General features: G+C 44.7%; 38 protein-coding genes. 32 read left to right on the forward strand and 6 right to left on the reverse strand.

Translation table 11 applies throughout. From position 1 onward, the window contains the following. Positions 1–27: 27 nt before the first annotated feature. The 24 genes from rpsS to rplQ all read left to right on the forward strand — a co-directional run bounded on the left by rpsS (position 28) and on the right by rplQ (position 11,162). Positions 28–303 (forward strand): 30S ribosomal protein S19, encoded by a 276-nt coding sequence (gene rpsS, locus KGF70_RS04500; RefSeq protein ID WP_216786415.1) that lies wholly within the window; start codon positions 28–30, stop codon positions 301–303. Positions 304–323: 20 nt separating this feature from the next. Continuing rightward, complete coding sequence (gene rplV, locus KGF70_RS04505; protein ID WP_003638065.1) at positions 324–671, forward strand: 50S ribosomal protein L22; 348 nt, start codon at positions 324–326, stop codon at positions 669–671. A 12-nt stretch (positions 672–683) separates the two neighbouring features. Next, the gene (rpsC, locus tag KGF70_RS04510) at positions 684–1,337 is read left to right on the forward strand and encodes a 30S ribosomal protein S3 (protein WP_003638066.1); all 654 of its coding nucleotides are present in this window, start codon (positions 684–686) and stop codon (positions 1,335–1,337) included. A gap of 2 nt (positions 1,338–1,339) precedes the next feature. Beyond that, positions 1,340–1,774, forward strand: coding sequence for a 50S ribosomal protein L16 (gene rplP / locus KGF70_RS04515; protein ID WP_003638067.1), 435 nt, complete (start codon positions 1,340–1,342; stop codon positions 1,772–1,774). Beyond that, complete coding sequence (gene rpmC, locus KGF70_RS04520; protein ID WP_003638068.1) at positions 1,764–1,958, forward strand: 50S ribosomal protein L29; 195 nt, start codon at positions 1,764–1,766, stop codon at positions 1,956–1,958. Before rplP ends, rpmC begins: the two co-directional genes overlap by 11 nt. Before the next feature lie 22 nt (positions 1,959–1,980). Then, positions 1,981–2,250, forward strand: coding sequence for a 30S ribosomal protein S17 (gene rpsQ, locus KGF70_RS04525; protein WP_216767696.1), 270 nt, complete (start codon positions 1,981–1,983; stop codon positions 2,248–2,250). Positions 2,251–2,292: 42 nt separating this feature from the next. After that, the gene (gene rplN / locus KGF70_RS04530) at positions 2,293–2,661 is read left to right on the forward strand and encodes a 50S ribosomal protein L14 (protein ID WP_003638070.1); all 369 of its coding nucleotides are present in this window, start codon (positions 2,293–2,295) and stop codon (positions 2,659–2,661) included. Positions 2,662–2,694: 33 nt separating this feature from the next. Beyond that, positions 2,695–3,006, forward strand: a complete 312-nt coding sequence (rplX, locus tag KGF70_RS04535) for a 50S ribosomal protein L24 (RefSeq protein WP_003638071.1) — start codon at positions 2,695–2,697, stop codon at positions 3,004–3,006. Between the two features lie 28 nt (positions 3,007–3,034). Further along, positions 3,035–3,577 carry a 50S ribosomal protein L5 gene (gene rplE, locus KGF70_RS04540; RefSeq protein WP_003638072.1) on the forward strand — a complete coding sequence of 181 codons (543 nt, stop codon included), beginning with the start codon at positions 3,035–3,037 and terminating at the stop codon, positions 3,575–3,577. A 20-nt stretch (positions 3,578–3,597) separates the two neighbouring features. Continuing rightward, a complete protein-coding gene (locus KGF70_RS04545) occupies positions 3,598–3,783 on the forward strand; it encodes a type Z 30S ribosomal protein S14 (protein WP_003638073.1) in 186 nt (61 codons plus the stop codon). Positions 3,784–3,816: 33 nt separating this feature from the next. After that, the gene (rpsH, locus tag KGF70_RS04550) at positions 3,817–4,212 is read left to right on the forward strand and encodes a 30S ribosomal protein S8 (RefSeq protein ID WP_003638074.1); all 396 of its coding nucleotides are present in this window, start codon (positions 3,817–3,819) and stop codon (positions 4,210–4,212) included. Between the two features lie 29 nt (positions 4,213–4,241). Then, a complete protein-coding gene (gene rplF, locus KGF70_RS04555; protein ID WP_216767697.1) occupies positions 4,242–4,778 on the forward strand; it encodes a 50S ribosomal protein L6 in 537 nt (178 codons plus the stop codon). Positions 4,779–4,812: 34 nt separating this feature from the next. Next, positions 4,813–5,178, forward strand: coding sequence for a 50S ribosomal protein L18 (rplR, locus tag KGF70_RS04560; protein WP_033618852.1), 366 nt, complete (start codon positions 4,813–4,815; stop codon positions 5,176–5,178). A 20-nt stretch (positions 5,179–5,198) separates the two neighbouring features. Continuing rightward, the gene (gene rpsE, locus KGF70_RS04565) at positions 5,199–5,699 is read left to right on the forward strand and encodes a 30S ribosomal protein S5 (RefSeq protein ID WP_003638077.1); all 501 of its coding nucleotides are present in this window, start codon (positions 5,199–5,201) and stop codon (positions 5,697–5,699) included. Positions 5,700–5,713: 14 nt separating this feature from the next. Further along, positions 5,714–5,896 carry a 50S ribosomal protein L30 gene (gene rpmD / locus KGF70_RS04570; protein ID WP_003638078.1) on the forward strand — a complete coding sequence of 61 codons (183 nt, stop codon included), beginning with the start codon at positions 5,714–5,716 and terminating at the stop codon, positions 5,894–5,896. A gap of 31 nt (positions 5,897–5,927) precedes the next feature. Beyond that, the gene (gene rplO / locus KGF70_RS04575; RefSeq protein WP_003638079.1) at positions 5,928–6,359 is read left to right on the forward strand and encodes a 50S ribosomal protein L15; all 432 of its coding nucleotides are present in this window, start codon (positions 5,928–5,930) and stop codon (positions 6,357–6,359) included. 1 nt (position 6,360) lies between these two features. Continuing rightward, positions 6,361–7,656: a preprotein translocase subunit SecY gene (gene secY / locus KGF70_RS04580; RefSeq protein WP_021337916.1), complete on the forward strand. Its 1,296-nt coding sequence runs from the start codon at positions 6,361–6,363 to the stop codon at positions 7,654–7,656. Positions 7,657–7,719: 63 nt separating this feature from the next. After that, positions 7,720–8,370 (forward strand): adenylate kinase, encoded by a 651-nt coding sequence (locus KGF70_RS04585; protein WP_301554452.1) that lies wholly within the window; start codon positions 7,720–7,722, stop codon positions 8,368–8,370. A gap of 175 nt (positions 8,371–8,545) precedes the next feature. After that, entirely contained in the window at positions 8,546–8,764 is a 219-nt protein-coding gene (infA, locus tag KGF70_RS04590; protein WP_003638082.1) for a translation initiation factor IF-1, read from the forward strand. Between the two features lie 35 nt (positions 8,765–8,799). Then, positions 8,800–8,919 (forward strand): 50S ribosomal protein L36, encoded by a 120-nt coding sequence (gene rpmJ / locus KGF70_RS04595; protein ID WP_003638083.1) that lies wholly within the window; start codon positions 8,800–8,802, stop codon positions 8,917–8,919. Between the two features lie 27 nt (positions 8,920–8,946). Continuing rightward, positions 8,947–9,312, forward strand: coding sequence for a 30S ribosomal protein S13 (rpsM, locus tag KGF70_RS04600; protein WP_003638084.1), 366 nt, complete (start codon positions 8,947–8,949; stop codon positions 9,310–9,312). A gap of 24 nt (positions 9,313–9,336) precedes the next feature. Further along, positions 9,337–9,726: a 30S ribosomal protein S11 gene (gene rpsK / locus KGF70_RS04605; protein WP_003638085.1), complete on the forward strand. Its 390-nt coding sequence runs from the start codon at positions 9,337–9,339 to the stop codon at positions 9,724–9,726. A gap of 86 nt (positions 9,727–9,812) precedes the next feature. Further along, positions 9,813–10,757, forward strand: coding sequence for a DNA-directed RNA polymerase subunit alpha (locus KGF70_RS04610; protein ID WP_003638086.1), 945 nt, complete (start codon positions 9,813–9,815; stop codon positions 10,755–10,757). Positions 10,758–10,778: 21 nt separating this feature from the next. Next, on the forward strand, positions 10,779–11,162 hold the full coding sequence (gene rplQ / locus KGF70_RS04615) for a 50S ribosomal protein L17 (protein ID WP_003638087.1): 384 nt from the start codon (positions 10,779–10,781) through the stop codon (positions 11,160–11,162). A gap of 491 nt (positions 11,163–11,653) precedes the next feature. Here the strand turns inward: rplQ and KGF70_RS04620 are convergent, their stop codons facing one another. The 4 genes from KGF70_RS04620 to KGF70_RS04635 form a co-directional block, all read right to left on the reverse strand. Then, complete coding sequence (locus KGF70_RS04620) at positions 11,654–12,646, reverse strand: polyprenyl synthetase family protein (protein ID WP_216767699.1); 993 nt, start codon at positions 12,644–12,646, stop codon at positions 11,654–11,656. Positions 12,647–12,652: 6 nt separating this feature from the next. Next, positions 12,653–13,222, reverse strand: a complete 570-nt coding sequence (locus tag KGF70_RS04625) for a Gx transporter family protein (RefSeq protein ID WP_216767700.1) — start codon at positions 13,220–13,222, stop codon at positions 12,653–12,655. A 3-nt stretch (positions 13,223–13,225) separates the two neighbouring features. Beyond that, positions 13,226–13,720: a NusG domain II-containing protein gene (locus KGF70_RS04630; protein ID WP_216767701.1), complete on the reverse strand. Its 495-nt coding sequence runs from the start codon at positions 13,718–13,720 to the stop codon at positions 13,226–13,228. 93 nt (positions 13,721–13,813) lie between these two features. Next, the gene (locus tag KGF70_RS04635) at positions 13,814–15,724 is read right to left on the reverse strand and encodes an FAD-dependent oxidoreductase (protein WP_216767702.1); all 1,911 of its coding nucleotides are present in this window, start codon (positions 15,722–15,724) and stop codon (positions 13,814–13,816) included. Positions 15,725–16,008: 284 nt separating this feature from the next. Between KGF70_RS04635 and pplA the strand changes: the two genes are divergently transcribed. From pplA to rpsI, 8 genes are all read left to right on the forward strand, one after another. After that, positions 16,009–16,932, forward strand: a complete 924-nt coding sequence (gene pplA / locus KGF70_RS04640) for an extracellular electron transfer flavoprotein PplA (protein WP_050338971.1) — start codon at positions 16,009–16,011, stop codon at positions 16,930–16,932. Positions 16,933–17,159: 227 nt separating this feature from the next. Next, on the forward strand, positions 17,160–18,272 hold the full coding sequence (locus KGF70_RS04645; protein ID WP_050338970.1) for an FAD:protein FMN transferase: 1,113 nt from the start codon (positions 17,160–17,162) through the stop codon (positions 18,270–18,272). 83 nt (positions 18,273–18,355) lie between these two features. Then, on the forward strand, positions 18,356–19,198 hold the full coding sequence (locus KGF70_RS04650) for an energy-coupling factor ABC transporter ATP-binding protein (RefSeq protein WP_162985067.1): 843 nt from the start codon (positions 18,356–18,358) through the stop codon (positions 19,196–19,198). Continuing rightward, the gene (locus KGF70_RS04655) at positions 19,174–20,064 is read left to right on the forward strand and encodes an energy-coupling factor ABC transporter ATP-binding protein (protein ID WP_101873885.1); all 891 of its coding nucleotides are present in this window, start codon (positions 19,174–19,176) and stop codon (positions 20,062–20,064) included. The genes KGF70_RS04650 and KGF70_RS04655 overlap by 25 nt, the downstream gene beginning before the upstream one ends. Beyond that, positions 20,054–20,854 (forward strand): energy-coupling factor transporter transmembrane protein EcfT, encoded by an 801-nt coding sequence (locus tag KGF70_RS04660; protein ID WP_216767703.1) that lies wholly within the window; start codon positions 20,054–20,056, stop codon positions 20,852–20,854. Before KGF70_RS04655 ends, KGF70_RS04660 begins: the two co-directional genes overlap by 11 nt. Positions 20,855–20,920: 66 nt before the next feature. Next, the gene (gene truA, locus KGF70_RS04665) at positions 20,921–21,709 is read left to right on the forward strand and encodes a tRNA pseudouridine(38-40) synthase TruA (RefSeq protein ID WP_216767704.1); all 789 of its coding nucleotides are present in this window, start codon (positions 20,921–20,923) and stop codon (positions 21,707–21,709) included. Positions 21,710–21,817: 108 nt separating this feature from the next. After that, positions 21,818–22,261, forward strand: coding sequence for a 50S ribosomal protein L13 (gene rplM / locus KGF70_RS04670; protein ID WP_003638098.1), 444 nt, complete (start codon positions 21,818–21,820; stop codon positions 22,259–22,261). A 13-nt stretch (positions 22,262–22,274) separates the two neighbouring features. Beyond that, positions 22,275–22,667 (forward strand): 30S ribosomal protein S9, encoded by a 393-nt coding sequence (rpsI, locus tag KGF70_RS04675; protein ID WP_003638099.1) that lies wholly within the window; start codon positions 22,275–22,277, stop codon positions 22,665–22,667. A 171-nt stretch (positions 22,668–22,838) separates the two neighbouring features. Here the strand turns inward: rpsI and KGF70_RS04680 are convergent, their stop codons facing one another. Further along, positions 22,839–23,681: a nucleotidyl transferase AbiEii/AbiGii toxin family protein gene (locus tag KGF70_RS04680; protein ID WP_216767705.1), complete on the reverse strand. Its 843-nt coding sequence runs from the start codon at positions 23,679–23,681 to the stop codon at positions 22,839–22,841. Further along, on the reverse strand, positions 23,678–24,271 hold the full coding sequence (locus tag KGF70_RS04685; protein ID WP_050338964.1) for a type IV toxin-antitoxin system AbiEi family antitoxin domain-containing protein: 594 nt from the start codon (positions 24,269–24,271) through the stop codon (positions 23,678–23,680). The genes KGF70_RS04680 and KGF70_RS04685 overlap by 4 nt, the downstream gene beginning before the upstream one ends. Positions 24,272–24,382: the final 111 nt, after the last annotated feature.

Consider the following 24,382-nt stretch of genomic DNA (forward strand, 5'->3'; position numbering starts at 1 on the left):
CTGTAGTTATCGAGAGGAGGTCACACGATGGGTCGTAGTTTAAAGAAGGGACCTTTCGCAGATGCGCATTTATTAAAGAAAGTCGATGCACAATCTGATTCTGACAAGAAATCTGTCATCAAGACGTGGTCACGTCGTTCAACAATTTTCCCAAGTTTCATTGGGTACACAATCGCTGTTTATGATGGTCGCAAGCATGTCCCAGTTTACATCCAAGATGACATGGTTGGTCATAAGTTAGGTGAATTTGTACCAACACGGACGTTCCATGGTCATGGAACTGACGATAAGAAAACGAAGTAATAGTTAGGAGGATATAAAGAATGGCTGAACAAGTAACATCTGCACGTGCAACTGCAAAAACTGTTCGTATTGCCGCTCGTAAGGTCCGCCTAGTTGTCGATCTTATCAGAGGTAAAAGTGTTGCCGAAGCTTTAGCAATCCTGAAGTTCACTCCACGGGGTGCTTCTCCAGTAGTAGAAAAGGTTTTGCTTTCTGCTGTTGCTAACGCTGAAAATAACTTTGACTTAGATCGTGAAGATTTGGTTGTAAGCGAAGCTTTTGTTAACGAAGGACCAACCTTAAAACGGTTCCGTCCACGGGCAAAGGGTTCTGCTTCACCAATCAACAAGCGGACTAGCCACATTACGATCACAGTTACTGAAAAATAGGAGGGATAACGCGTGGGTCAAAAAGTAAATCCAACCGGATTACGTGTAGGAATCATTCGCGACTGGGAAGCAAAATGGTATGCTGAAAAAGACTTTGCTGCCTACTTGAACGAAGATTTACGCATCCGTAAGTATATCGAACAACGACTTGCCGACGCTTCCGTCTCCACCGTTGAAATCGAACGCGCGGCTAACCGCGTCAACATTTCAATCCATACCGCAAAACCAGGGATGGTTATTGGTAAGGGTGGTTCTGAAGTTGAAGCACTTCGTAAGGAATTAAACAATTTAACTGGTAAGCGAGTACACATCAACATCATCGAAATCAAGAAGCCTGATTTGGATGCCAAATTAGTTGGTGAAAGTATTGCGCGTCAATTGGAAGGCCGGGTTGCTTTCCGTCGTGCTATGCGTGGCGCAATGCAACGTACAATGCGTTCCGGTGCCAAGGGTATTAAGACACAAGTTGCTGGCCGTTTAAACGGTGCCGACATGTCTCGTGTTGAAGCATACTCAGATGGTACTGTTCCATTGCATACGTTACGTGCCGATATCGACTATTCATGGGTCGAAGCACGGACCACATACGGTAAGTTAGGTGTTAAGACCTGGATCTACCGTGGCGAAATCTTGCCAGAAAAGAAATCTGCTAAAGGAGGAAACTAAACATGCTGGTACCTAAACGGGTTAAGTATCGTCGTGTTCACCGTGGTAAAATGCGCGGTGAAGCTAAAGGCGGTAAAACAGTTGCTTTTGGTGATTACGGTTTACAAACCCTTGAATCACACTGGATCAGCAACCGGCAGATTGAAGCTGCCCGTGTTGCTATGAACCGTTACATGAAGCGTGGCGGTAAAGTATGGATTAAGATTTTCCCTCACAAGTCCTACACTGAAAAAGGTGTTGGTGTCCGGATGGGTAATGGGAAAGGTACTCCTGCAGGTTGGGTAGCACCAGTTAAACGTAACAAGGTTATGTTTGAAGTTGCCGGTGTCCCTGAAGAAGTTGCACGCGAAGCTTTACGCTTGGCTGGAACTAAGTTACCTGTTAAAACTAAGATTGTTAAGCGCGAGGAAGTAGGTGGCGAATCAGATGAAGGCTAAGGAAATTAAGGCATTGTCCACTACTGAAATGCTCGAAAAAGAAAAGTCTTACAAAGACGAACTTTTCAACTTGCGTTTTCAATTGGCCACTGGTCAGCTTGAAAACACCGCTCGTTTAAAACAAGTTCGTAAGAACATTGCGCGTATTAAAACTGCGTTGCGTGAACAAGAGTTAAACAAGTAGAGTATAAAGGAGGCAATCACGAATGAGTGAAGATACTCGTAACAGCCGTAAGGTGATCCAAGGACGCGTTGTTTCTGACAAGATGGACAAGACCATTGTTGTTATTGTCGAAACTTACAAGAACCATCCAGTTTACGGCAAACGTGTTCGTTATTCAAAGAAATTCAAGGCTCATGATGAAAAGAATGAAGCCAAAATTGGCGATATCGTCAAGATCATGGAAACTCGTCCTCTATCAGCTACTAAGCGTTTCCGCTTAATTAAAGTTGTTCAAAAAGCTGTTATTATCTAGATTATTAGCTGAATAAAATTACATGAAGGGAGGACACTTACTGTGATCCAACAAGAAAGTCGTTTAAAAGTTGCTGACAACTCCGGTGCCCGTGAAATCCTTACTATTAAGGTATTAGGTGGCTCTGGTCGGAAAACTGCTAACATCGGTGATATCATTGTTGCTACGGTCAAACAAGCAACACCCGGTGGTGTTGTCAAAGCTCATGATGTCGTTAAAGCCGTAATCGTCCGGACTAAGTCTGGTGTTCACCGTGCTGACGGTTCATACATCAAGTTTGATGAAAATGCTGCAGTTATTATTCGTGATGACAAGACGCCACAAGGTACTCGTATCTTTGGCCCTGTCGCTCGTGAATTACGTGATAAAGACTTCATGCGTATCGTTTCATTAGCGCCAGAAGTACTCTAGTCACACACCGTAAATAAGGAGGTGCGCAACCTAATGTTGATTAAAACTGGTGATAAAGTTCGAGTAATCAGCGGTAAGGATCGTGGTCAAGAAGGTACTGTTAAAAAGGTTATCTCTGCCAAGAACCGGATCGTTGTTGAAGGTGTTAACAAGATCAAGAAACACCAAAAACCAACGAACGTTAACCCACAAGGCGGTATCGTGGACATCGAAGCACCAATCGATGCTTCAAACGTTATGTTCCTTGACCCATCAACCAACGAACCTACACGTTTAGGTGTTCGTCGTGAAGATGGCAAGCGTGTCCGTTACGCTAAAAAGTCTGGTAAAGACTTAGAAAACTAAGACTGACTGAAAGGAGGAAGCAAGTTTCATGGAAAACCGTTTAAAAGCTCAATATGAAAAAGAAATCGTCCCAGCATTAGTTGACAAGTTCAACTACACTTCAGTAATGCAAGTGCCAAAGCTGGCTAAAATCGTTTTGAACATGGGTGTTGGTGATGCAGTTACCAACGCTAAAAACTTAGACGAAGCAGTTGAAGAATTAACTTTGATCTCCGGTCAAAAGCCATTGGTTACCCGGGCAAAGAAATCTATCGCTGGTTTCCGTCTTCGTGAAGGTATGGCAATCGGTGCCAAGGTTGACTTACGTGGTGAACGTATGTATGACTTCTTGGACAAGTTGATCAATGTTTCATTACCACGTGTTCGTGACTTCCATGGTGTAAGTACTCGTTCATTCGATGGTCGCGGTAACTACACATTGGGTGTCCGTGAACAATTGATCTTCCCAGAAATCAACTATGATAATGTTAACCGTGTTCGCGGTTTAGACATTGTAATCGTTACGACAGCTGATAGTGATGAAGAATCACGTGAGTTGTTAACTCAATTTGGCATGCCATTTGCTAAATAACCGAAGGGGGTTAATCGAAGTTGGCTAAAAAATCACAAATTGCTAAACAAAAGCGCGGTGCTAAGTTTAACGTACAAAACTACACCCGTTGTGAACGTTGTGGTCGTCCACATTCAGTTTACCGTAAATTCCACTTGTGCCGTATCTGCTTACGCGACCTGGCCCACAAAGGTCAAATCCCTGGTATGAAAAAGGCCAGCTGGTAAAAATAAACCCAAGTTAAAGGAGGTTAAACTTTCATGATGACTGATCCAATCGCAGATTTCTTGACTCGTATCCGTAACGCTAACATGGTACGCCACGATTCATTAGAAGTTCCTGCATCAAAAATCAAACGGAACATTGCTGAAATTTTAAAGAATGAAGGTTTTGTTCGCGACGTTGAATATATCGATGATGACAAACAGGGCATCATCCGCGTCTTCTTGAAGTATGGTAAGGACAACGAACGTGTAATCAGTGGCTTGAAGCGTATTTCAAAGCCAGGTTTACGTTCATACGTCAAGGCTGATGCTGTTCCTAAGGTTTTAAACGGTTTAGGGATTGCTATCATCTCAACTTCAGAAGGTGTTATTACTGATAAAGAAGCTCGCGCCAAGAAGCTTGGTGGCGAAGTATTAGCTTACGTTTGGTAATCATTAATTAAGACGGGAGGTGCAAGTAAGTGAGTCGTATTGGTTATAAAGTAATTGAACTACCTGCTGGGGTAGAAGTATCACAAGCTGGTGAAGTCGTTACGGTTAAAGGTCCTAAGGGTACTTTGACGCGCAACATTGCCAGTGATATTACGATGACGTTTGAAGGCAACGAAGTTAAATTCACTCGTCCATCAGATGACTACAAGATGAAGGCATTACACGGTACTACCCGTGCTAATGTGAACAACATGGTTGAAGGAGTTACTAAAGGCTTTACTAAGAACCTTCAATTGGTCGGTGTTGGTTACCGTGCCCAATTGCAAGGCAAGAAGTTAGTATTAAGCGTTGGTTACTCACATCCTGTTGAATTCGAAACGCCAGAAAACTTGACAATTGAAGTTCCTGACAACACGCACATCAATATCTCTGGTATTGGTAAGCAAGCTGTTGGTGACTTTGCTGCCGAAGTTCGGGCCGTTCGTTCACCTGAACCTTACAAAGGTAAAGGGATTCGTTACGTCGATGAATATGTTCGTCGTAAGGAAGGTAAGACTGGTAAATAATGCAGCTTAAAGCTGTCCATACTAATATATAGAGGTGACTATTGTGATTTCCAAACCAGATAAAAACAAAACACGTCAACGTCGTCACGCACGTGTTCGCGGTAAGATTTCTGGTACTGCTGAGCGCCCACGCTTAAATGTTTATCGTTCAAACAAAAACATCTACGCTCAAGTTATTGATGATGTAGAGGGTGTAACGCTCGCAAGTGCCTCAACTTTAGATAGCGAAGTTAAGGGTAACAACAAAACTGAACAAGCTGCGTCTGTCGGTGAAGTTGTTGCTAAACGGGCTGCTGAAAAGAAAATTACTGATGTAGTTTTCGACCGTGGCGGTTACTTATATCATGGTCGGGTTCAAGCTTTGGCTGAAGCCGCTCGTGAAAACGGACTTAAATTCTAACAAAGGAGGAATAATACCATATGACTTTCATTGATCCATCAAAATTAGATCTTGACGATAATGTTGTTGCCATTAACCGGATTACCAAAGTTGTTAAGGGTGGTCGTCGCTTACGTTTTGCTGCATTAGTAATCGTTGGGGACCACAAAGGACACGTTGGTTTCGGTACTGGTAAGGCTCAAGAAGTTCCAGAAGCAATTCGGAAAGCTTCCGAAGCTGCTAAAAAGAACTTGATCACTGTACCAATGGTTGGTACCACCATTCCTCATGAAGCACTTGGTGTTTACGGTGGTGGCCGCATCATGCTTAAGCCAGCCGTTGAAGGTTCTGGTGTTGCCGCTGGTGGCGCCGTTCGTGCCGTCATGGAATTAGCCGGTGTGGATGATGTTACTAGTAAACGATTAGGCTCAAACACGCCAGTTAACGTTGTTCGTGCAACGTTCGAAGGCTTGAAGAGCTTAAAGACTGCTGAACAAGTCGCTGCTTTACGTGGCGTTTCAGCCGAACATTTAGCTGAATAGGGAGGACAAACAACATGGCTCAATTAAAGATCACTTTAGTACGCAGTGCTGCTCATCGTCTTCCTAAGCAACGTAAAATCGTTAAGGAATTAGGTTTAGGCCGGATCAACAGTTCCGTTATTAAACCTGATGACGCGGCTACTCGCGGTCAAATCTTCCACATCGCACACTTAGTCGATGTCGAAATCATCAAGTAATTCAAATTTTCAAAGAGGAGGTGCCTACTAAATGAAGTTACATGAATTAACACCTAGTGAAGGTTCACGTTTTTCACGTCGTCGGATTGGTCGTGGTGACTCAAGTGGCCAAGGTAAGACTTCTGGTCGTGGCCAAAAAGGTCAAAAGGCGCGTGGTAAGGTTCGTGTAGGTTTCGAAGGTGGCCAAATGCCATTGTACCGTCGGATTCCTAAACGTGGATTTACTAACATTAACCGTAAAGAATATGCGGTTGTTAATCTTGACGGCCTCAACCGTTTTGATGATGGTGCTGAAGTTACACCAGAATCATTAAAGGAAGCTGGCTTAGTTAAGAAGAGTTCTGCTGTTAAAGTTCTTGGTAATGGTAAACTCAACAAAAAGTTAACAGTTAAGGCAAGCAAGTTCTCTGCAACGGCGGTTGCAGCCATTGAAGCTGCTGGCGGTAAAACTGAGGTGATCTAATTTGCTGACTACCATGAAGAACGCTCTCAAAGTAAAGGATATTCGGAATAAACTTCTATTCACATTGGGCGTTTTGATTGTATTTCGTCTTGGCTCTTATATCACAGTTCCCGGAGTCAATGCCCAGGCGCTTCAGTCGGTGGCATCTTCAGGGCTGATAAGTATGTTGAATACATTCAGTGGTGGCGGTTTAACAAATTATTCCATCCTTGCTATGGGGGTATCCCCTTACATTACTGCACAAATCATCGTTCAATTGTTACAAATGGACATTGTTCCGAAGTTTGTTGAATGGGGCAAACAAGGTGAAGTTGGTCGGCGTAAGCTTAATCAAGCGACGCGTTGGTTAACGATCGTCTTGGCCTTCGTTCAATCGATTGGGATCACAGCTGGGTTTAACTCATTGAGTCAACTTAAGCTGGTTGATAATCCAAGCATTTCAACTTACCTGACCATTGGGGTTATCCTCACTGGTGGGGCGATGTTGACCACTTGGATGGGTGATATGATTACGGATCGTGGGATTGGTAATGGGGTTTCCATTATTATCTTCGCCGGGATCATCGCCCGCATGCCAACTTCGATTTATCAAATTTATCAAGAACAGTTCGTTAACGTTTCACAGAGCGATTGGTGGAAGAGTGGGTTGTTTGTTGTCGGTTTAGCGCTGCTTGTGTTGATTATCGTTATGTTTGTAACGTGGGTCGAACAAGCGAACGACCGAATTCCAATTCAATATACTCGACGTGCAGCTGGTGCACCTGACAGTAGTTACCTACCATTAAAGGTGAACGTTGCCGGGGTTATTCCTGTCATTTTCGCGAGTTCCTTCATTGCAACGCCCCAAACGATTTTACTTGGTTTCCAATCCAGTCATGGTGATGAAACTTGGTATACCGTTTTGAGTAATATCTTCAATATGCAGTCAACGACTGGTGCGATACTTTATACCGTTCTAATCGTGCTCTTCACGTTCTTCTATGCGTTTGTTCAGGTCAATCCTGAAAAGCTCTCTAAGAACTTACAAAAGCAAGGCAGCTATATTCCTGGTGTTTGGCCAGGTAAAGATACTCAAAACTGGGTTTCAAAATTGTTAATGCGGTTAAGTACGGTCGGTTCCCTTTACCTTGGGTTGATTTCATTGATTCCATTATTAGCTTCTGATATTTGGGGTCTGGATGAATCCATTGGTTTAGGTGGGACGAGTTTACTGATCGTTGTCGGGGTTGCCCTTGAAACAATTCGTCAAATTAAAGGATTAATGATGAAACGAGACTATGTCGGTTTCATTCGTTAATCAGCGAATGTGTTGGGGAGACTCAGCACATTTGTGCATTCTGGAGGGAAAAACATGTCAACAATGAACCTGATTTTAATGGGACTACCTGGTGCTGGTAAAGGGACCCAAGCTCAGAAAATTCTTGAAGATTTTGATATTCCACATATCTCAACTGGAGATATTTTCCGGGCAGCCATTAAGAACGAAACAAAGATGGGCTTGGAAGCCAAAAAGTATATTGATGCTGGTAACCTGGTTCCAGACGAAGTCACTAACGGCATCGTCTCAGACCGGTTGGCCGAAGCGGATACGAAAAATGGTTTCCTATTAGATGGTTACCCACGTAACATCGATCAAGCTCATGCTTTAAAAGAAATCGGCGAGAAGCTCAACAAACTTTTAGACGGGGTCATCAACATTCATGTTGAACCCGATGTGTTAGTTGAACGGCTTTCCGGACGGTTTATCTGCCGGACTTGTGGCGCAACTTATCATAAGTTGTACAACAAGCCTAAGGTAGAAGGAACCTGTGACGTCTGTGGTGGCCATGATTTCTATCAACGGGATGATGACAAGCCTGCAACCGTTAAGAATCGTTTGGGTGTCAACGTTAAGTTGAACACGCCATTGATCGATTATTACGGTCAAGAGAAGTTACTCTACAATGTCGACGGTGATCGCGACATTGATGATGTCTACAAAGATATCAAGCACATTCTTGATAACCTCTAAAACCAGGGTTCCTAAGCTTCGGCGTTTGCTTTTCAAAGGCCGTTGTGATAAACTTATTCAGGTTTAGCCGTTGACTGATTTAATATTTTCTTAATGTTATGATTAGACAATGACTGGTTCATAAAAGGACCAAATACGTGGCAGCACGGAATCTGAGAATAAGGAGGGACAGTATTTGGCAAAGGAAGACGTCATCGAAATTCAAGGCACCATTAAAGAAACATTGCCTAATGCGATGTTTAAGGTTGAACTTGAAAACGGCGCTGAAATCTTGGCACACGTTTCAGGTAAAATTCGGATGCATTACATTCGGATCTTGCCTGGTGACAAGGTTACAGTTGAAATGTCACCTTATGATTTAACTAAGGGCCGGATTACCTACCGTTTCAAGTAGGCTCGGTCTACGTACCTTATAGGAGGTAAAAATTCATGAAAGTAAGACCATCTGTAAAGCCAATGTGCGAACACTGCAAAGTTATTCGTCGTAAAGGCCGCGTGATGATTATCTGCTCTGCTAACCCAAAGCATAAGCAACGCCAAGGTAAATAATTTAATTAAGTTGGAGGTGAAATATTAATGGCTCGTATTGAAGGAATTGACTTACCACGTGACAAGCGTATTGTCATTGGTTTGACTTACATCTACGGTATCGGTAACACTTCTGCACAGAAGATCCTTGCTGAAGCCGGTGTTTCAGAAGACGTTCGTGTACGTGACTTAACTCCTGACCAGGAAGATAAGATTCGTGCCGTTGTCGATGGTTACAAAACTGAAGGTGACTTACGCCGTGAAGTAAGTATGAACATCAAGTTATTGCAAGAAATCGGTTCATACCGTGGTATGCGTCATCGTCGTGGTTTACCAGTTCGTGGTCAACACACGAAGAACAATGCTCGTACTCGTAAGGGTAAAAAGGTCAGCATCGCTGGACGTAAAAAATAATAATAAAGGAGGTTTTCGAATTTTATGGCAACTAGAAAGACAACCCGTCGTCGTCGGGTAAAGAAGAACATTGAATCTGGTGTGGCTCACATCCATTCAACGTTCAACAACACACTTGTTATGATCACTGACATGCAAGGGAACGCCGTTGCATGGTCATCAGCTGGTTCATTAGGTTTCAAGGGTAGCCGTAAGTCAACACCTTTTGCTGCTCAAATGGCCGCAGAAGCTGCTGCTAAGGCATCAATGGAACATGGCATGAAGACTGTTGAAGTCGCTGTTAAGGGCCCTGGTTCAGGTCGTGAAGCCGCTATCCGTGCTTTACAAGCTACTGGTTTGGAAGTTAGTGCCATTCGCGATGTTACGCCAGTGCCTCACAATGGTTCTCGTCCTCCAAAGCGTCGTCGTGTTTAATCTGTGACGTTCATTTTGAGGGCAAACTTCATTTTGTACGCACAACTACTAAACACCACGCGTTTTGAAAGGGGTAAAAGATAAGAATGATTGAATTTGAAAAACCTAACATTCATAAAATTGATGAAAACGACAACTATGGTAAGTTTGTTGTAGAACCGCTCGAACGCGGTTATGGTACAACTTTAGGGAATTCACTTCGTCGGATTCTTCTTTCTTCTTTACCTGGCGCTGCTGTTACTAGTATTCAAATTGATGGTGTTCTTCATGAATTTTCAACGGTAGAAGGCGTAACGGAAGACGTTACGGCAATTATCTTGAACGTTAAGAAGATTGCACTTAAGTTAGAATCAGACGAAACCAAGACGTTGGAAATCGACGTTAAGGGACCTGCAAACGTAACTGCCGGTGATATCATTGGCGATGCTGATGTAGAAGTCTTAAATCCTGACTTGCCAATTTGTACTGTAGCAGACGGGGCACACTTCCATATGCGTATGACCGCAAATACTGGTCGTGGTTATGTTTCCGCTGAGGATAACAAACATCGTGAAGATGACATGCCAATTGGCGTTTTAGCTGTTGATTCATTGTATTCTCCAATCGAACGTGTCAACTACCAAGTTGAAACGACTCGGGTTGGTCAACGTGATGATTTCGATAAGTTAACCTTAGACGTTTGGACAAATGGTTCAATCACTCCAAGTGAAGCCATTAGTCTATCAGCCAAAATCCTGACTGATCACCTTTCAATCTTCGTAAATCTCACTGATGAAGCTAAAAACACTGATGTGATGGTCGAGAAGGAAGAAACGCATAAGGAAAAGATGTTAGAAATGACGATTGAAGAGTTAGATCTCTCCGTCCGTTCATACAATTGCTTGAAGCGTGCTGGTATCAATACGGTCCAAGAATTAACTAACAAAACTGAAGCTGATATGATGAAGGTTCGCAACCTTGGACGCAAGTCACTCGAGGAAGTTAAAGCAAAATTAGCTGACCTTGGGTTATCATTACGCAAAGAAGACTAATACAAGGGAGGATATCCGTTCATGAGTTACCGTAAATTACAACGTACAAGTTCACAACGTCGTGCATTATTACGTGATTTGACCACGTCATTGATCGTTAACGGCAAGATCGAAACGACCGAAGCCCGTGCCAAGGAAGTTCGTTCAACTGCTGACAAGATGATTTCATTGGCTAAGAAGGGTGATTTAAGCGCCCGTCGTAAGGCCGCTACGTTCATGCGTGACGTCGTTGCCGATGTTAAAGAAGATGGCGACAACGTGGCTGTACAAACTGCATTGCAAAAGCTATTTAGTGACTTAGGTCCTCAATACGCTGACCGCAATGGTGGTTACACTCGAATTTACAAGACTATGCCTCGTCGTGGCGACGGTGCACAAATGGTTGTCTTGGAACTCGTTGACTAGTTAAAATTGTTTTACGGATCACTGGGACTGATGATTGACGGACGCTATGATGGTGGTTGCTTGCAGAATAGCAACTAAGTCTAGTTCGGAAGTTGTTTATGGTTAGACATAGATGGCATATCGCAGTTCTAAGTGATTTTTTTTGGTGCTAGTTACAAGGCCGTTGATCTGGATGCTTTCCGGGTCAACGGCCTTTTTTGATCCGACGAAAAAATCGCCTTCTCCAGTCTCGAATGAGACCCTGAGAAGGCGATTTTGAGATTTGCACAGATGAAGATGTGAAGAGCCAGTCTTTGTCAATGTGATTCAGTGGTGACATGAGACCGCCTATAAATCGAGGATACATTGACGGTGCTGCTACCAACGTGTCACGCTTAGTTAGCCCTGGGACGTAACGCTATGTTACTAGCGTTGCAAGTCGAAGTGCTGAAGTTGAATTGGTCCCTCAGATCAGTGCCAGCGCTGAATGCTTACGACAGCCGTATTGGAGGCTAATTATGGCGATTCAGCAGTTGCCGCGTTAAGTTGATCAAGTCAGTTCTGGCTGGCTGGTCTGGGAGCTTTTCTAGTAAAGTGAGGGCCTCCTGCGTGTACTTAGTCGCTAATTCCTGTGCGCGTTTTACGCCACCAGCATCAATGACAAGTTGCTGGACCCGTTGGCGTTGAGCAGGCGTGATTGCCCCTTGTAAGCTCATTAACGGCAATAAATCGGCCTTGGCGTCTGTCTGGAGGGCATAGATCAAAGGCGATGTATACACGCCCTCAGCGACGTCTTCGAGAATTGGCTTACCCGTCTCAGCTGGACTTTCTTGGTAATCCAAAATGTCATCTAAGATCTGAAAGGCCATCCCGATTGCAAGTCCTGCTTGGCGGGCCCGCTGTGCGAACCGCTGACTTTGACCAGATTCATAGGCGCCTAAGAAACAGCTCAATGCGAACAGTTCCGCCGTCTTACCTTGAATCTGTTGCAGGTATTCCGCCATAGTAATGTCAACGTGATAGTGGCGATCCTTTTGTTGGACCTCGCCCATCAGAATCTTTTCCATGTTTTCCGAGTTAAGCTGAATACTCTTAAAGCTACTCGAGTAGTGCGCTAGGATTTTAAAGACGACCACGAACAGGTAATCACCCGCGTACACGGCCGTATCCTTACCGAACTGTTTTTGAATCGTGACATGGTGTCGCCGCAGCGCTGCATCATCCACAATGTCATCATGGATCAGTGTGGCGGTATGCAATGTCTCTAGTGAGGCGGCGAGTGCAACCATACGTTGGCGGTCGGTCGGCTTGAATTGTGAGAATAGGAGACAGTAAGCTGGCCTGAGGAGCTTACCACCCCCATGAATCATTGCCAAAATGGCGTCATTGATGGCTTTATCCGGGATGTTGATGTTCGTCGTCATCAGTTGCATGACGTCTTGCAATTCAGGCTGCAGCGCCGGATAATCTCGCCAAATTGGATGTAATTGCGTTGTCGATGGCATAAAATGTTACTCCTTTTTTTGACCTGAGAAGTGTTCCCGATTGAATCTGAGATAACGAAGCGTCGTCACGTGCGTGAACAAGTAATTGGCTGCGATACCCAGTGCGATACCAGCTGCCAAGCCGATAATCGATAGTATCGGCAGGTATAGCATCACCGTCCAAGTCTGCGCGATGAGACTTGCGACGAGCAGTTGGCCCACGTTATGCATGACGCCCCCGGTCGCTGAAATACCGATGATGCTTACGCGTCGTGGCCCCAGTTGTTTCACAGCTAGCATCGCGAACAAGCTGAGAAACGCACCGCCAAAGCTATACAGGAAGGTCGACAGGGTGCCGCCAATCAGGGCCGTTAAAATCAGCCGTAACCAAGTCAGGGTGATGACATCTCGTAACGAAAGCGTGTAGATGGCGACGATCGTAATGAGGTTAGCCAGTCCCAGTTTGGCACCCGGCGCGAAGGCAAACGGGAAGGGAATCATCCGTTCCAGAATCCCAATAATGACCCCCTGGGCGACGAGCAGTGCAATATAAATATTGCGATGAGTTTTATTCGATTGTTCAAATGAATTATGCATGCTTTACTCCGTAACTAGCCCGTTGCCACCTGATTTGACGTGACCATTGCTGGACTTGATCTCGACCAAGAGTTTGTGTGGCAAACAAACGATCGTCTGGCCAGGTTTATGAATCCAGCCCCGGCGCACACAAACTTGATCAGAACAGTTGGCCTTCGTGATGGCGACCCGCTTGGGGACAAAAGTGATGGTGTTGTAATGACCATGACTGTCACGATACGTGAAGGTCGTCGTCCGTTTCAGCTTCGTAATATTGACGCGCTTGAGGACCGTACCATCGTGTGAAACGACGGCGGTATATGTCGTTTGCTGCTTGGTCTTTTTTTGCTTTTTGGCGACTAAGGCTGCGCGGTCGGCCTGCTGTTTTTGCTGATATGAAAAAATCGCTAGTGGGGTGAACGATAGGATAATCAACGCAACAATAATAATGATATCAAACGGTTTGATCATATCCCCGTAGCGTTTGAACGTTCGGATCATTGCCCGTAATTTACGCATCGTCAACCCTCCAATCAGTCACGTAAAAAATGGTTCAAGGGAAAATAATCACCCTCGAACCATCGGGAAAGGATTTAATTAATTATAACGCATCTAGCGGGTTTTAACACCGTCGTAATGGGAACGAACATTGCCGTACCACCAGTGCCCAAGGTGCTTTTGTATCCACGGAACGACCCAGTAGTCCAAACCAAATGTCCGACCAGACCCGTTCATCAAAGCGAGTGCGACGAAGACCATCCAGATGTTGACCCAGTAGAACATGCCAGATAAGCAGAAGACAACGACTAAGCCGATGGTGACTGCATTGGCAAACCAAGTAAATAGTCCGAAGAAGATGCAAAGGGCGATGACGATTTCAACACAGGTCATAAACTTCTGGAAGAAGAGCGCCATTTGCATGTTTGGTACGAAGAACTTGGTGATTGATTCGAACCAGTGTGGCATTTTATCAAAGACCATCAGTGGTTCCTTACCATACATATAGGAAAGACTGAAGACACCCTTAGCCGCTGTGGCAGTCGATGAAGCCGCTTCTGAGGCCCCACTGGTTGCAGCCGCCTTAGTTGCTTCGGAAGCGCCACTAGTTGCGGCAGCTTGCAGCCAGGCAAACGGTAAACGTAACTTGTCCGTGAACCACGATTCAGAACCCTGAACTTTTGTCCAGCAATCCCACAACCACATTGCGCCGTAGAAGAACCGTAATGGCACACTCCAGAGGACGTTACCGGCACGTGAGACCCAGCCGCGGAAGACGTTCCGGTTGTTGCGTGTCCGGAAGAATTCGTGCATGAAGTACTGGAATAGGTAGTAGCCAGAGAAAATCTGAACATAATACAACCAGTTGATCGCGTGCTTCAATAGAACGGCAACAAAGCCTGAAACGTTCCACTTGCCGAGGACTTGAGCCACGGCATACTTAGAACCAATCGAGTCAACGGATGCTTGATAAGCGCCTTTGAATGGCTTGATCGTTACATCGGTCTTGTCGACGTTCTTGATGATACCTTCGACCGCTTTAGCCGCAGTTTCTTCAGCCCCTTGAACGATTTGTGGGACTGGGCGTGGTTGGTCAGGTTCTTGGTAACTCGTTGAATCACCAGCTAAGAAGATGTTATCGCTGTCCTTAGCTTGCATGAATTCGTTGGCGACCAGCCGACCACCCCGTGGATTGGTTTCGATACCGAACTTCTTGACAATACTGTTGGCCCGCACACCGGCTGTCCAAATCAACGTATAAGTCTGAATCGGATCTTTGCCCTTTAAGTTGACGTGGTCTTCGAAGACTTCCGTAATCATGGAATTGGTCATGATATCCACACCATGCTTCTTCATGTAGGTTTCAGCCTTACCAGCTTGCGTCCGATTGAGCATGTTGATGATGGTTGGGGCGGCTTCCACTAATTGTAAGGTGATCTCGCTCGGGTCGAGCTTGTTGTCCCGTGCTAAGACGTCCCGATATTCAATCAGTTCACCAATCAGTTCAGACCCCGTGAATCCGGAACCACAGACGGTGAACGTCAACATCGCTTTGCGTTTTGCAGGGTCGAGCTCTGCCGCGCCCCGCCGAATAATTGCTGATAAATGTGACCGCAAAGCCATCGCTTGTTCGAAGGACCACAATTCAAAGCCGTGTTCCTTAACCCCTGGCGTGCCGAAATCATTGGATTCACCACCAAGACTAATGAGCAGTTGGTCATATTGATAACTCCCATGCTCAGTTGTGACCGTTTGGGCATCCTTATCAATGCCGGTAACCGTATCCGTAACTAAACGGACATTTTTGCGTCGTGCGAACAACCGTTGCAAATCATATTGAATATGCTCAGGTTCCACCCGTTCCGTGGCAACTTCATGTAATTCAGTCATATACGTGAAGTATGAATGTCGGTCAATTAACGTAATCTCAACGTCCGGATTTTTCTTAAAATGCTTGGACAGTTTTTTGGTTGCGTAAACGCCAGCAAACCCCGCACCGACAACGACAATATTTTTCTTTGCCATTGCGTAACAACTCCCTTGAATAAATAGTGTAAAAAGATAATTCCACTAACAATTATAACGATAATGTAAGCGGTTGTCTATGGATTATGGGATAGAATGAATAATAAATCACATTATATGGAACCCAGAAAAAGTGGTATGATAGTTATGACCTAAAACGTTACCAAATGCGTCAATACTGGGACTAAATATCATTTATTTAATGAAATAGGATTGACTATTTGCAGGTAAAACGTTAAGATTAATGTGAATTTTCATACAAAAAAGGTTAGGAGTGGGATATCATGAAAATCAAATCAGTTATTACGGGTGCCTCGGTTGTGGCAATCTCCGCATTAGCTTTAGCAGGTTGTGGTAGCAGCTCTTCTAGTTCAAGCTCAAGTTCATCGAAGAAATCTTCTTCAAGTTCTTCAGCTAAGACAACGAAGGTTGCTAAATTAACCGCCGGCAGCAAAATGAAAGCGGGTACTTACGCGCTCGAAGAACAAAACTATTCACATGGCTACCGCACTAAGATGAGCATCACCGTCAACAATAAGGGGAAAATCACAAAGTCCAGTTATGACCAAGTGAACAAGAACGGCAAGTCCAAGGTTGACGATACTTCATATAACAAGCAAATGAAGAAGATCGCCGGTACCAACCCTAAGACTTACATGCCTAAGTTGAACAAGACGTTGACCGGCTCCGCTGCAACTGGTAACGTTGGTTCCATCGACGTTGTTACGGGTGCTACGGAATCTTCCAAGACGTTCCAAAACTACACGCAACAATTAGTTCAAGCTGCGCAAGCGGGTAACAAGTCTACCATCAAGATCGACAATGGCGCTAAGATGAAGGATGGCACTTACAAGCTGAACGAAAAGAACTACTCACATGGTTATAAAGTTACCTTTGCCATCACGGTCAAGGACAACAAGATTACTAAGTCTGAATATAACCAAGTTAATAAGAACGGCAAGTCCAAAGTTGACGATGCTGCTTACAACAAGCAGATGAAGAAGGTTGCTAAGACCAATCCTAAGACTTATCAACCAGCTTTGAACAAGTCCTTGGTCAAGAGCAGTGATCCAACTAAGGTTGACGTTGTGACGGGTGCGACTGAATCATCCAACACCTTCATTCTTTATGCGGAACAATTACAAAATGCCGCACAAAAGGGTGACACTAACACAATCACGGTTGACAACATGATTTTCTCTGAATAAGCAAGTTAACGATTAAATTTTTGAGGCCTGAGGCGCATGCTGAGGGCCTTTTGTTTTACTCAACCGAAATCAGACGACATAGCTGGTGAAGGCTGAACTCGATTTGACCTTAAAAAGGGTCGCGGCACTGAATCCGCATCACCGGATGGCGTCAATTTTGGTATAAATGTTAGGACAATTTTTGGTATAATGACGATTGAAATTATAAACTAGGGGAAGTATTGGGCATGAAGCTAAAAAAATGGATTCAAATTGGGTTAATTGCGGTACTGATTTTACCGCTGTCTGCTTGTGGAATCACTTCCAGTAAACAAAAAAACGCTAGCAGTCGGCCGAAGCCAACCAAGGTGATCAAGACACCGATCGAAGATACCCAGTTCATGATGGGGACCGTGGTGACGCTACGGATTTATAATAAAGGGAAAGACAAGGTTTTGGACGGTGCTTTTAAGTTGCTGAAATCTGAAGCTAAAAAGATTACGGTCAATCAAAAAGGGTCCGAAATCGACAAAATCAACGCGGCTGCTGGTAAGCACCCGGTCACCGTTAGCAAGGACATCTATCCGATGATCAAAGCAGCCTATTACTACAGTGAAAATTCGGATGAATCCTTTGATTTAGCCATTGGACCAATCACGTCGCTCTGGCACATCGGTTTTTCGGATGCGAAGGTGCCGACGAAACAAGAAATTGCGACCAACGTCAAACTGGTCGACTATCGCCAAGTTAAATTGAACGATAAAAAACGGACGGTTTACCTGAAGAAAAAGGGGATGCAGCTTGACTTGGGCGGCATTGCGAAAGGCTACATGACTGATCAAGTGAAGACTTACTTGCTGGACCACGGCGTTTCTACGGCTATTATTGACCTTGGGGGTAATATTTATGTCTTAGGTGACAGTCCAAAGGGCACTAAGTCTGGCAATTGGACGGTCGGCATTCAAGACCCGAAAGCATCACGGGGCACGGCGATTGGCTCGTTACCGGCTAAGAATATGTCGATCGTGACTTCCGGTATTTACGAGCGTTACCTGAAAAAGAATGGTAAAGTTTACAGCCATTTGATGGATCCGCAAACCGGTGCGCCTTATCAGAATAACTTGATGGGTGTCTCGATCATTTCGAAAAAGTCAGTTGATGGCGATGCGCTGTCGACGGCCACGTTTGATAAAGGCTTGCGCAGCGGCATGAAGTACATCAATAGTAAAGCAGACCAAGGAATCGGCGCTATTTTTATTACCAAGGACAAGAAGGTGTACGTTTCTGATAATCTGAAGAAGAAATTCACGCTATTTGGCGATGACGGCTATAAATTTGGCCCGACGAGTGATTTAAAGTAGGTCTGTGTGAGGTTTGCTTAAACCAACGCGCGTGAGATATGGTATGATAATAACCATGAATTTTAAGGAAATGAGGGACAATGGTGAATCCGATTATTGACGTTCAACATCTAGATTATCGCTACCCGCAACAGGCAGCGGACCAGTTAACGTTACATGATATTTCATTTACAGTCATGCCGGGTGAGTGGGTCGCCATTGTCGGCCATAACGGTTCAGGTAAGTCGACACTGGCTAAGAACCTGAACGGCTTACTCGCACCAGCAGCGGGTACGATTAAAATCGACGGGCAAGTGTTATCTGAAGACACCGTCTGGGATATTCGTAAAGAAATCGGGATGGTCTTCCAAAACCCGGATAACCAGTTCGTGGGGGCGACGGTGGAAGACGATGTTGCCTTTAGCTTGGAAAATCAAGGGATTCCACGCCCAGAGATGCTGACCCGTGTTAAAACGGCGCTGACTCAAGTCAACATGCAAGACTTCGCGACCCGGGAACCGGCCCGGCTGTCTGGTGGTCAAAAACAACGGGTGGCACTGGCTGGGATGATTGCGGCGCGACCACAGATTTTGATTCTGGACGAAGCCACTTCGATGTTGGATCCCCGCGGACGGCAAGAAGTTCTGGCAACGATTCGCGAGATGAAGGCCAATTCGGAATTGACCGTGCTATCGATCACACATGATATTGACGAGGCGGCGAGTGCCAACCGCGTGCTGGTTATCAATGATGGCCAATTGAAGGAAGAAGGCACGCCCGCTGAAATCTTCCAACACGGTGAAGCATTGATCAAAATGGGACTCGATATGCCGTACGCGGAACGGCTAAAAGCGGCATTGAAACGTCAAGGCTTACAAGTGCCCACCAATTATTTAACAGAGAAAGGAATGGCGGACTGGTTATGGCAATTACGTTCAAACAAGTAGATTTTACTTACCAACCGGGTACGCCGTTCGAAACTAAGGCGCTAAGTGACATCAACGTGACGATTCCCACCGGTTCGTATACGGCGCTGATTGGGCATACCGGTAGTGGCAAGTCGACCTTGCTGCAACATTTGAATGCCTTACTGAAACCCACTAGTGGGACCGTGACGATTGGTGAACGAGTGATTACACCAACTACCAGCAACAAGGATTTGAAGCGACTTCGGCAACACGTGGGCATCGTTTTTCAATTTCCAGAAAGTCAGCTGTTTGAAGAGACGGTTGAAAAAGACATTGCCTTTGGCCCCCAGAACTTTGGCGTCAGTGAGGCAGATGCCTTGAAAACCGCCGCTGAAATGCTTGATTTGGTTGGCCTGGATGAATCACTATTGTCGCGGTCACCTTTTGACCTGTCAGGTGGCCAAATGCGACGGGTCGCGATTGCTGGTGTTTTAGCAATGCAGCCCCAAGTGCTGGTGCTCGATGAACCGACTGCCGGTTTGGACCCCCAAGGACGCTTGGATATGATGGAAATGTTTGCCAAACTGCGCCATGAGCGGGATTTGACGGTCGTATTGGTCACCCATCAGATGGACGACGTTGCTAATTACGCGGATAACGTCATCGTCATGGACCAGGGAAAAATCGTGAAGACCGGCACGCCACGGGATATTTTTAAAGACCCCGAATGGCTGACGGCTCATCAATTAGGATTACCGAAGACGACTGCCTTTGCCCGGACTTTGCAAGCACAAGGCTGGCAGTTTGATACGCTGCCACTGACGGAGGATGAATTGGCGCACGATTTGATGCAACAATTACCACCGGCCGCCTTAGCGAAGGGGGTGGCGACCCATGATGAATAAATTGATTTTTGGGCGCTACATTCCCGGCGAGTCAGTGGTCCACCACATGGACCCGCGCGCCAAGTTGTTACTGAGTTTTTACTTTATCGGGATCATTTTTATCGCCAATAATTGGCTGACGTACGCGGTGTTGTTTGCCTTTACGCTGTTTGCGATTTATTTGTCAGGTGTCAAATGGTCGTTTTTCATCAATGGGGTTAAACCATTGATTTGGCTGATTTTGTTCACGGTGATTTTGCAGATCCTATTCAGTGCCAGTGGGGGACACGTTTATTTCAAATGGGGCATTATTACCATTAGCCAGTTTGGACTCGTCAATGGGGTCTACATCTTCTTCCGGTTCGTGCTGATCATCTTCATGTCCACGCTCTTGACGTTGACGACGCCACCGCTGGAATTGTCGGATGCCATCGAGTATCTGCTGATGCCATTGCGGGTAGTGCGGTTTCCAGTCTATGAAGTGGCACTGATGCTCTCAATTGCGTTACGCTTCGTGCCGACATTGATGGACGAAACTGAGAAAATCATGAATGCCCAACGTGCGCGAGGTGTCGATTTCGGTGAAGGCAATATTTTTCAACAAATGCGTGCTGTCGTGCCACTACTGATTCCACTATTTGTCAGCTCATTCAACCGGGCTGAAGATTTAGCTACGGCCATGGAAGCCCGTGGTTATCAGGGTGGCGAAGGCCGCAGCAAGTATCGAATTCTCAAGTGGCATGCTCGTGACACTTGGGCGACCGTGAGCTTTGCGGTATTAACGGTCGTATTGGTCTTTTTACGAGCCTAAAATAAGTCAGTTCAACGTGGGCGTCAGACGATGGCGGCCCACGTTTTTAAATGATGGAGGGATACTGTGACGACGCGTTATAAAGTTGTTTTAGCGTATGACGGAACTAATTTTGCAGGATTTCAACGCCAACCACACCAACGGACGGTCGAACAAGTTCTGACGAAGGCGGTCAATAAAATGGCGAAGGACCCGGCCGAACCGATTGTGATCTATGGTGCTGGGCGGACGGATGCCGGCGTACACGCCTTTGGCCAAACGCTACATTTTGACTTGCCATATGAAATCAAGCCGGAGGGGGTCCGACGGGGATTAAACAGTATGCTGCCCACGGACATGATTATCAAAGCTGTGTCAATCGTGGCGCCGGACTTTCATGCCCGCTACGATACCGTTGGCAAGCGCTACTGCTATCGGGCCTACCAGAATGAATTTGTCGACCCGTTTAAACGCCACTATACGGGACACTTCAAATTTCATGCCGACATTGAGCGGATTCAACAGGCGATTGGTGATCTAGAAGGACGCCATGATTTTTCGACCTTCGTGGCATCCGGGTCGCAAGCGCATGATCACGTACGAGAGATTTATTCTGCCAAAGCGTGGGCGCTACCGGATGAAGATGAGATTCAATTCGAATTTTGTGGCAGCGGCTTTTTATATAACCAGGTGCGTATCATGGTGGCCGTCCTGATGGAAATCGGGCAAGGCCGCCGCGCAGTCGACTGTATTCCAGCCTTGCTAGCGACTAAGAATCGTGAACAAGCTCGCGGAACGGCACCAGCGGCTGGACTTTATATGAAAAAAGTGTATTATGAACAAAATGAATTACAAGCAGATTTGATTAAGTATTGACTTCTATGGCTAAGTTAGGTAAACTAATCGTTGGTATTGTTTGCCCCACGATAAGCCCCGGAAATCTTATTGAGTGTCAAACAAACACAGAAAATGGAGGAACACAACGTGCGTACAACATATATGGCTAAACCAGGTGAAATTGATCGTAAATGGTATGTAGTTGATGCAACCGATGTACCTTTGGGTCGTCTTTCGACTGTCGTCGCATCAATCTTGCGTGGTAAGAACAAACCTACCTTTACCCCTAACGTGGATACTGGTGATAACGTTATCGTTATTAATGCAAGCAAGGTCGCTTTAACTGGGAAGAAAGCAGAACGGAAGATTTATTATCATCATACTGCTTATGCTGGTGGTTTAAAGGAACGGACTGCCGGTGACTTCTTAGCAAAGGAACCTACTAAATTGATTGAAACTTCAGTTAAGGGTATGCTTCCTCACAACTCTTTAGGCCACAAGATGGGCTTGAAGTTGCATGTTTATGCTGGTGCAGAACATACGCAACAAGCGCAAAAGCCTGAAGTTTTGGACATCACTAACTTAATCTAAGGAGGAAACTACATTGGCTCAAGTACAATATCGCGGCACAGGCCGTCGTAAAGATTCAGTAGCCCGCGTACGCTTAGTACCAGGTACTGGTAAAATTGTTATGAATGACAAATCTGTTGAAGATTACATTCCATTTGCAGATATTCGCAAGGAATTGTTACAACCATTCGAAGTAACTGAAACAACTGATCAATATGATGTTTTAGTTAACGTTAATGGTGGTGGCTTCCATGGTCAAGCCGGCGCAACTCGTCATGGGATCGCTCGTGCTTTGCTCGAAGTTGACCCAGATTTCCGTACTCCTTTGAAGCGCGCGGGTCTCTTAACTCGTGATGCTCGTATGAAGGAACGTAAGAAGCCAGGTTTGAAGAAAGCCCGGAAAGCTTCACAATTCTCAAAACGTTAATATTATCCAAAAACGTTGGTATAACAACATTTTCTGGCTATATGAGAAAGCACCTGTCTGCGGACGGGTGCTTTTTTTGGCAAAAATATCAAATAATGGCAGGATATAGTGTAACAAGGCAAGCGCTTGATGGCTAGGAACGTGATGTGGTAAGTCTTTTGAATCTTGATACTAATCTTTAATTTTCTTGGTTAGATTGAGAAGTGTTTCAAGTACTGTGGTATAGTCAAGTTCCTTTGCATAGTCGTATTGTCGGCGGTATTGTTGCCATGAAGTGCATAGACTTTCAGAATTAGATAGGGCATTAATTTCAGAAACGCGATGCTCAACGGTTTTCGTTGGAATGTGGTCAAATGCAGCACTCTTGAAAAATTCTTTTGTTAGAAGTGTTTGCTGGATATCCTGTTGATAGAGTATCGATAATGAGTAAACGTCGAATAAATCTTTAGCTCGAGTGTTTAGCATACCATGATTTAGAAACGCAGATAATTTATCCGCTAATATTTTTTCGACTGGAATGGCATAAATTTTAAATGATTCATCACTATTTAAAATACTTTTATGGTTAAGCGTGATTGGAATTGTTTCGTAGTGGTTACCTTTGGAAATATCTAATTTGACGTTGATTTTGCTTTTACCCATTTTGGCTAATAAAGTAACCCGAATTCCAGGATAATCATCATCAAGTTGTTTTTGCACGATTGACTTAATGCTAAAGCCGATATAATCATCGGATTTTTCAAAAACTTCATTGAGGATGGTTTTTAATCGATTTGGTTGTAAAGTTGGTCCAATATAGATTGCATCTAAATCCTGAGTCATCCTGTTTTCAATTCCAACTAAACTTTGAATTTCAAATCCACCTTTAAGCACAAAGTAATGGCCATAATCAGATTCAGAAATCTGCTTTAAAAAATGTTCTAGAAAAAATAGTTTCTGAAAATGTTGAATATTATAGCCTAGTTCACGAGCACGTTTGCTGATTTGTGGTAAAATTTTATCCACTTCTGTCATTGTTGATAAACCTCCATTACTTTTAGTAACGTACTGTTAGGATATAAGTTGTTTTTGAGCTCAGTTAATGCTCTGATTTGTGCTGCAGCAGGTGAACTGGCCAAATATCTTTGTAGGGCATCATTTTTGATGTAGGGTTGGAGTTGCTTTGATTCCCAAACATCGAGTAATGTTCGCTCTTTAGAATAGACATTAACCGTACCGCCATTTTCGGTTTGGCGGGTTGTGATGTCAAGTAAATAACGATTCTTTGAAAGGTAGCGCGCATTGAGATGGTATTTGGTGATAGCTGACGAGCTTGGGTGATAGCCTTGTGGAAAAGTCACATCATAATGCAGCGGCATTTCATCAGTTAAATCATAAATAATCAAGGCACTAACTAATGACAAGATACCACGAGAGAATTTTTGACTGATTAAGCTAAATTCATCAAGTAGATAGCCGGGAAAAACATAAATACCACGGTCAACCTTTTCGATAGCCCCATCGGTTGATAACTTCCGAATTTGATCTTTTGATAGTCCGTATTCTCGCGCAGTTTTAAAAGTAAATGTTGGAAAATCACGTTCAAGTCTCCTTAAATCATCCATGATTGTGAAAGCCTCCCTATATACTATGTTTCATGATGTTTATAGTATATAGGGTGGGAGGGAGACATGCAACTTTTAATGTGTTTTCTGAGGATGGACCTAATTATTTAT

The organism is Lactiplantibacillus sp. 7.2.4, from assembly GCF_018991185.1.
Lineage (GTDB): Bacteria > Bacillota > Bacilli > Lactobacillales > Lactobacillaceae > Lactiplantibacillus > Lactiplantibacillus pentosus.

Excerpts from the sequence above, each read along its gene's own strand:
- rpsS (WP_216786415.1), top strand. The coding sequence starts at position 28 with ATGGGTCGTAGTTTAAAGAAGGGACCTTTCGCAGATGCGCATTTATTA.
- rplV (WP_003638065.1), top strand. The coding sequence starts at position 324 with ATGGCTGAACAAGTAACATCTGCACGTGCAACTGCAAAAACTGTTCGT.
- rplP (WP_003638067.1), top strand. The coding sequence starts at position 1,340 with ATGCTGGTACCTAAACGGGTTAAGTATCGTCGTGTTCACCGTGGTAAA.
- rpmC (WP_003638068.1), top strand. The coding sequence starts at position 1,764 with ATGAAGGCTAAGGAAATTAAGGCATTGTCCACTACTGAAATGCTCGAA.
- rpsQ (WP_216767696.1), top strand. The coding sequence starts at position 1,981 with ATGAGTGAAGATACTCGTAACAGCCGTAAGGTGATCCAAGGACGCGTT.
- rplX (WP_003638071.1), top strand. The coding sequence starts at position 2,695 with ATGTTGATTAAAACTGGTGATAAAGTTCGAGTAATCAGCGGTAAGGAT.
- rplE (WP_003638072.1), top strand. The coding sequence starts at position 3,035 with ATGGAAAACCGTTTAAAAGCTCAATATGAAAAAGAAATCGTCCCAGCA.
- rpsH (WP_003638074.1), top strand. The coding sequence starts at position 3,817 with ATGATGACTGATCCAATCGCAGATTTCTTGACTCGTATCCGTAACGCT.
- rpsE (WP_003638077.1), top strand. The coding sequence starts at position 5,199 with ATGACTTTCATTGATCCATCAAAATTAGATCTTGACGATAATGTTGTT.
- rpmD (WP_003638078.1), top strand. The coding sequence starts at position 5,714 with ATGGCTCAATTAAAGATCACTTTAGTACGCAGTGCTGCTCATCGTCTT.
- rplO (WP_003638079.1), top strand. The coding sequence starts at position 5,928 with ATGAAGTTACATGAATTAACACCTAGTGAAGGTTCACGTTTTTCACGT.
- KGF70_RS04585 (WP_301554452.1), top strand. The coding sequence starts at position 7,720 with ATGAACCTGATTTTAATGGGACTACCTGGTGCTGGTAAAGGGACCCAA.
- rpmJ (WP_003638083.1), top strand. The coding sequence starts at position 8,800 with ATGAAAGTAAGACCATCTGTAAAGCCAATGTGCGAACACTGCAAAGTT.
- rpsM (WP_003638084.1), top strand. The coding sequence starts at position 8,947 with ATGGCTCGTATTGAAGGAATTGACTTACCACGTGACAAGCGTATTGTC.
- rpsK (WP_003638085.1), top strand. The coding sequence starts at position 9,337 with ATGGCAACTAGAAAGACAACCCGTCGTCGTCGGGTAAAGAAGAACATT.
- KGF70_RS04610 (WP_003638086.1), top strand. The coding sequence starts at position 9,813 with ATGATTGAATTTGAAAAACCTAACATTCATAAAATTGATGAAAACGAC.
- rplQ (WP_003638087.1), top strand. The coding sequence starts at position 10,779 with ATGAGTTACCGTAAATTACAACGTACAAGTTCACAACGTCGTGCATTA.
- KGF70_RS04620 (WP_216767699.1), bottom strand. The coding sequence starts at position 12,646 with ATGCCATCGACAACGCAATTACATCCAATTTGGCGAGATTATCCGGCG.
- KGF70_RS04625 (WP_216767700.1), bottom strand. The coding sequence starts at position 13,222 with ATGCATAATTCATTTGAACAATCGAATAAAACTCATCGCAATATTTAT.
- KGF70_RS04630 (WP_216767701.1), bottom strand. The coding sequence starts at position 13,720 with ATGCGTAAATTACGGGCAATGATCCGAACGTTCAAACGCTACGGGGAT.
- KGF70_RS04635 (WP_216767702.1), bottom strand. The coding sequence starts at position 15,724 with ATGGCAAAGAAAAATATTGTCGTTGTCGGTGCGGGGTTTGCTGGCGTT.
- pplA (WP_050338971.1), top strand. The coding sequence starts at position 16,009 with ATGAAAATCAAATCAGTTATTACGGGTGCCTCGGTTGTGGCAATCTCC.
- KGF70_RS04645 (WP_050338970.1), top strand. The coding sequence starts at position 17,160 with ATGAAGCTAAAAAAATGGATTCAAATTGGGTTAATTGCGGTACTGATT.
- KGF70_RS04655 (WP_101873885.1), top strand. The coding sequence starts at position 19,174 with ATGGCAATTACGTTCAAACAAGTAGATTTTACTTACCAACCGGGTACG.
- KGF70_RS04660 (WP_216767703.1), top strand. The coding sequence starts at position 20,054 with ATGATGAATAAATTGATTTTTGGGCGCTACATTCCCGGCGAGTCAGTG.
- KGF70_RS04680 (WP_216767705.1), bottom strand. The coding sequence starts at position 23,681 with ATGACAGAAGTGGATAAAATTTTACCACAAATCAGCAAACGTGCTCGT.
- KGF70_RS04685 (WP_050338964.1), bottom strand. The coding sequence starts at position 24,271 with ATGGATGATTTAAGGAGACTTGAACGTGATTTTCCAACATTTACTTTT.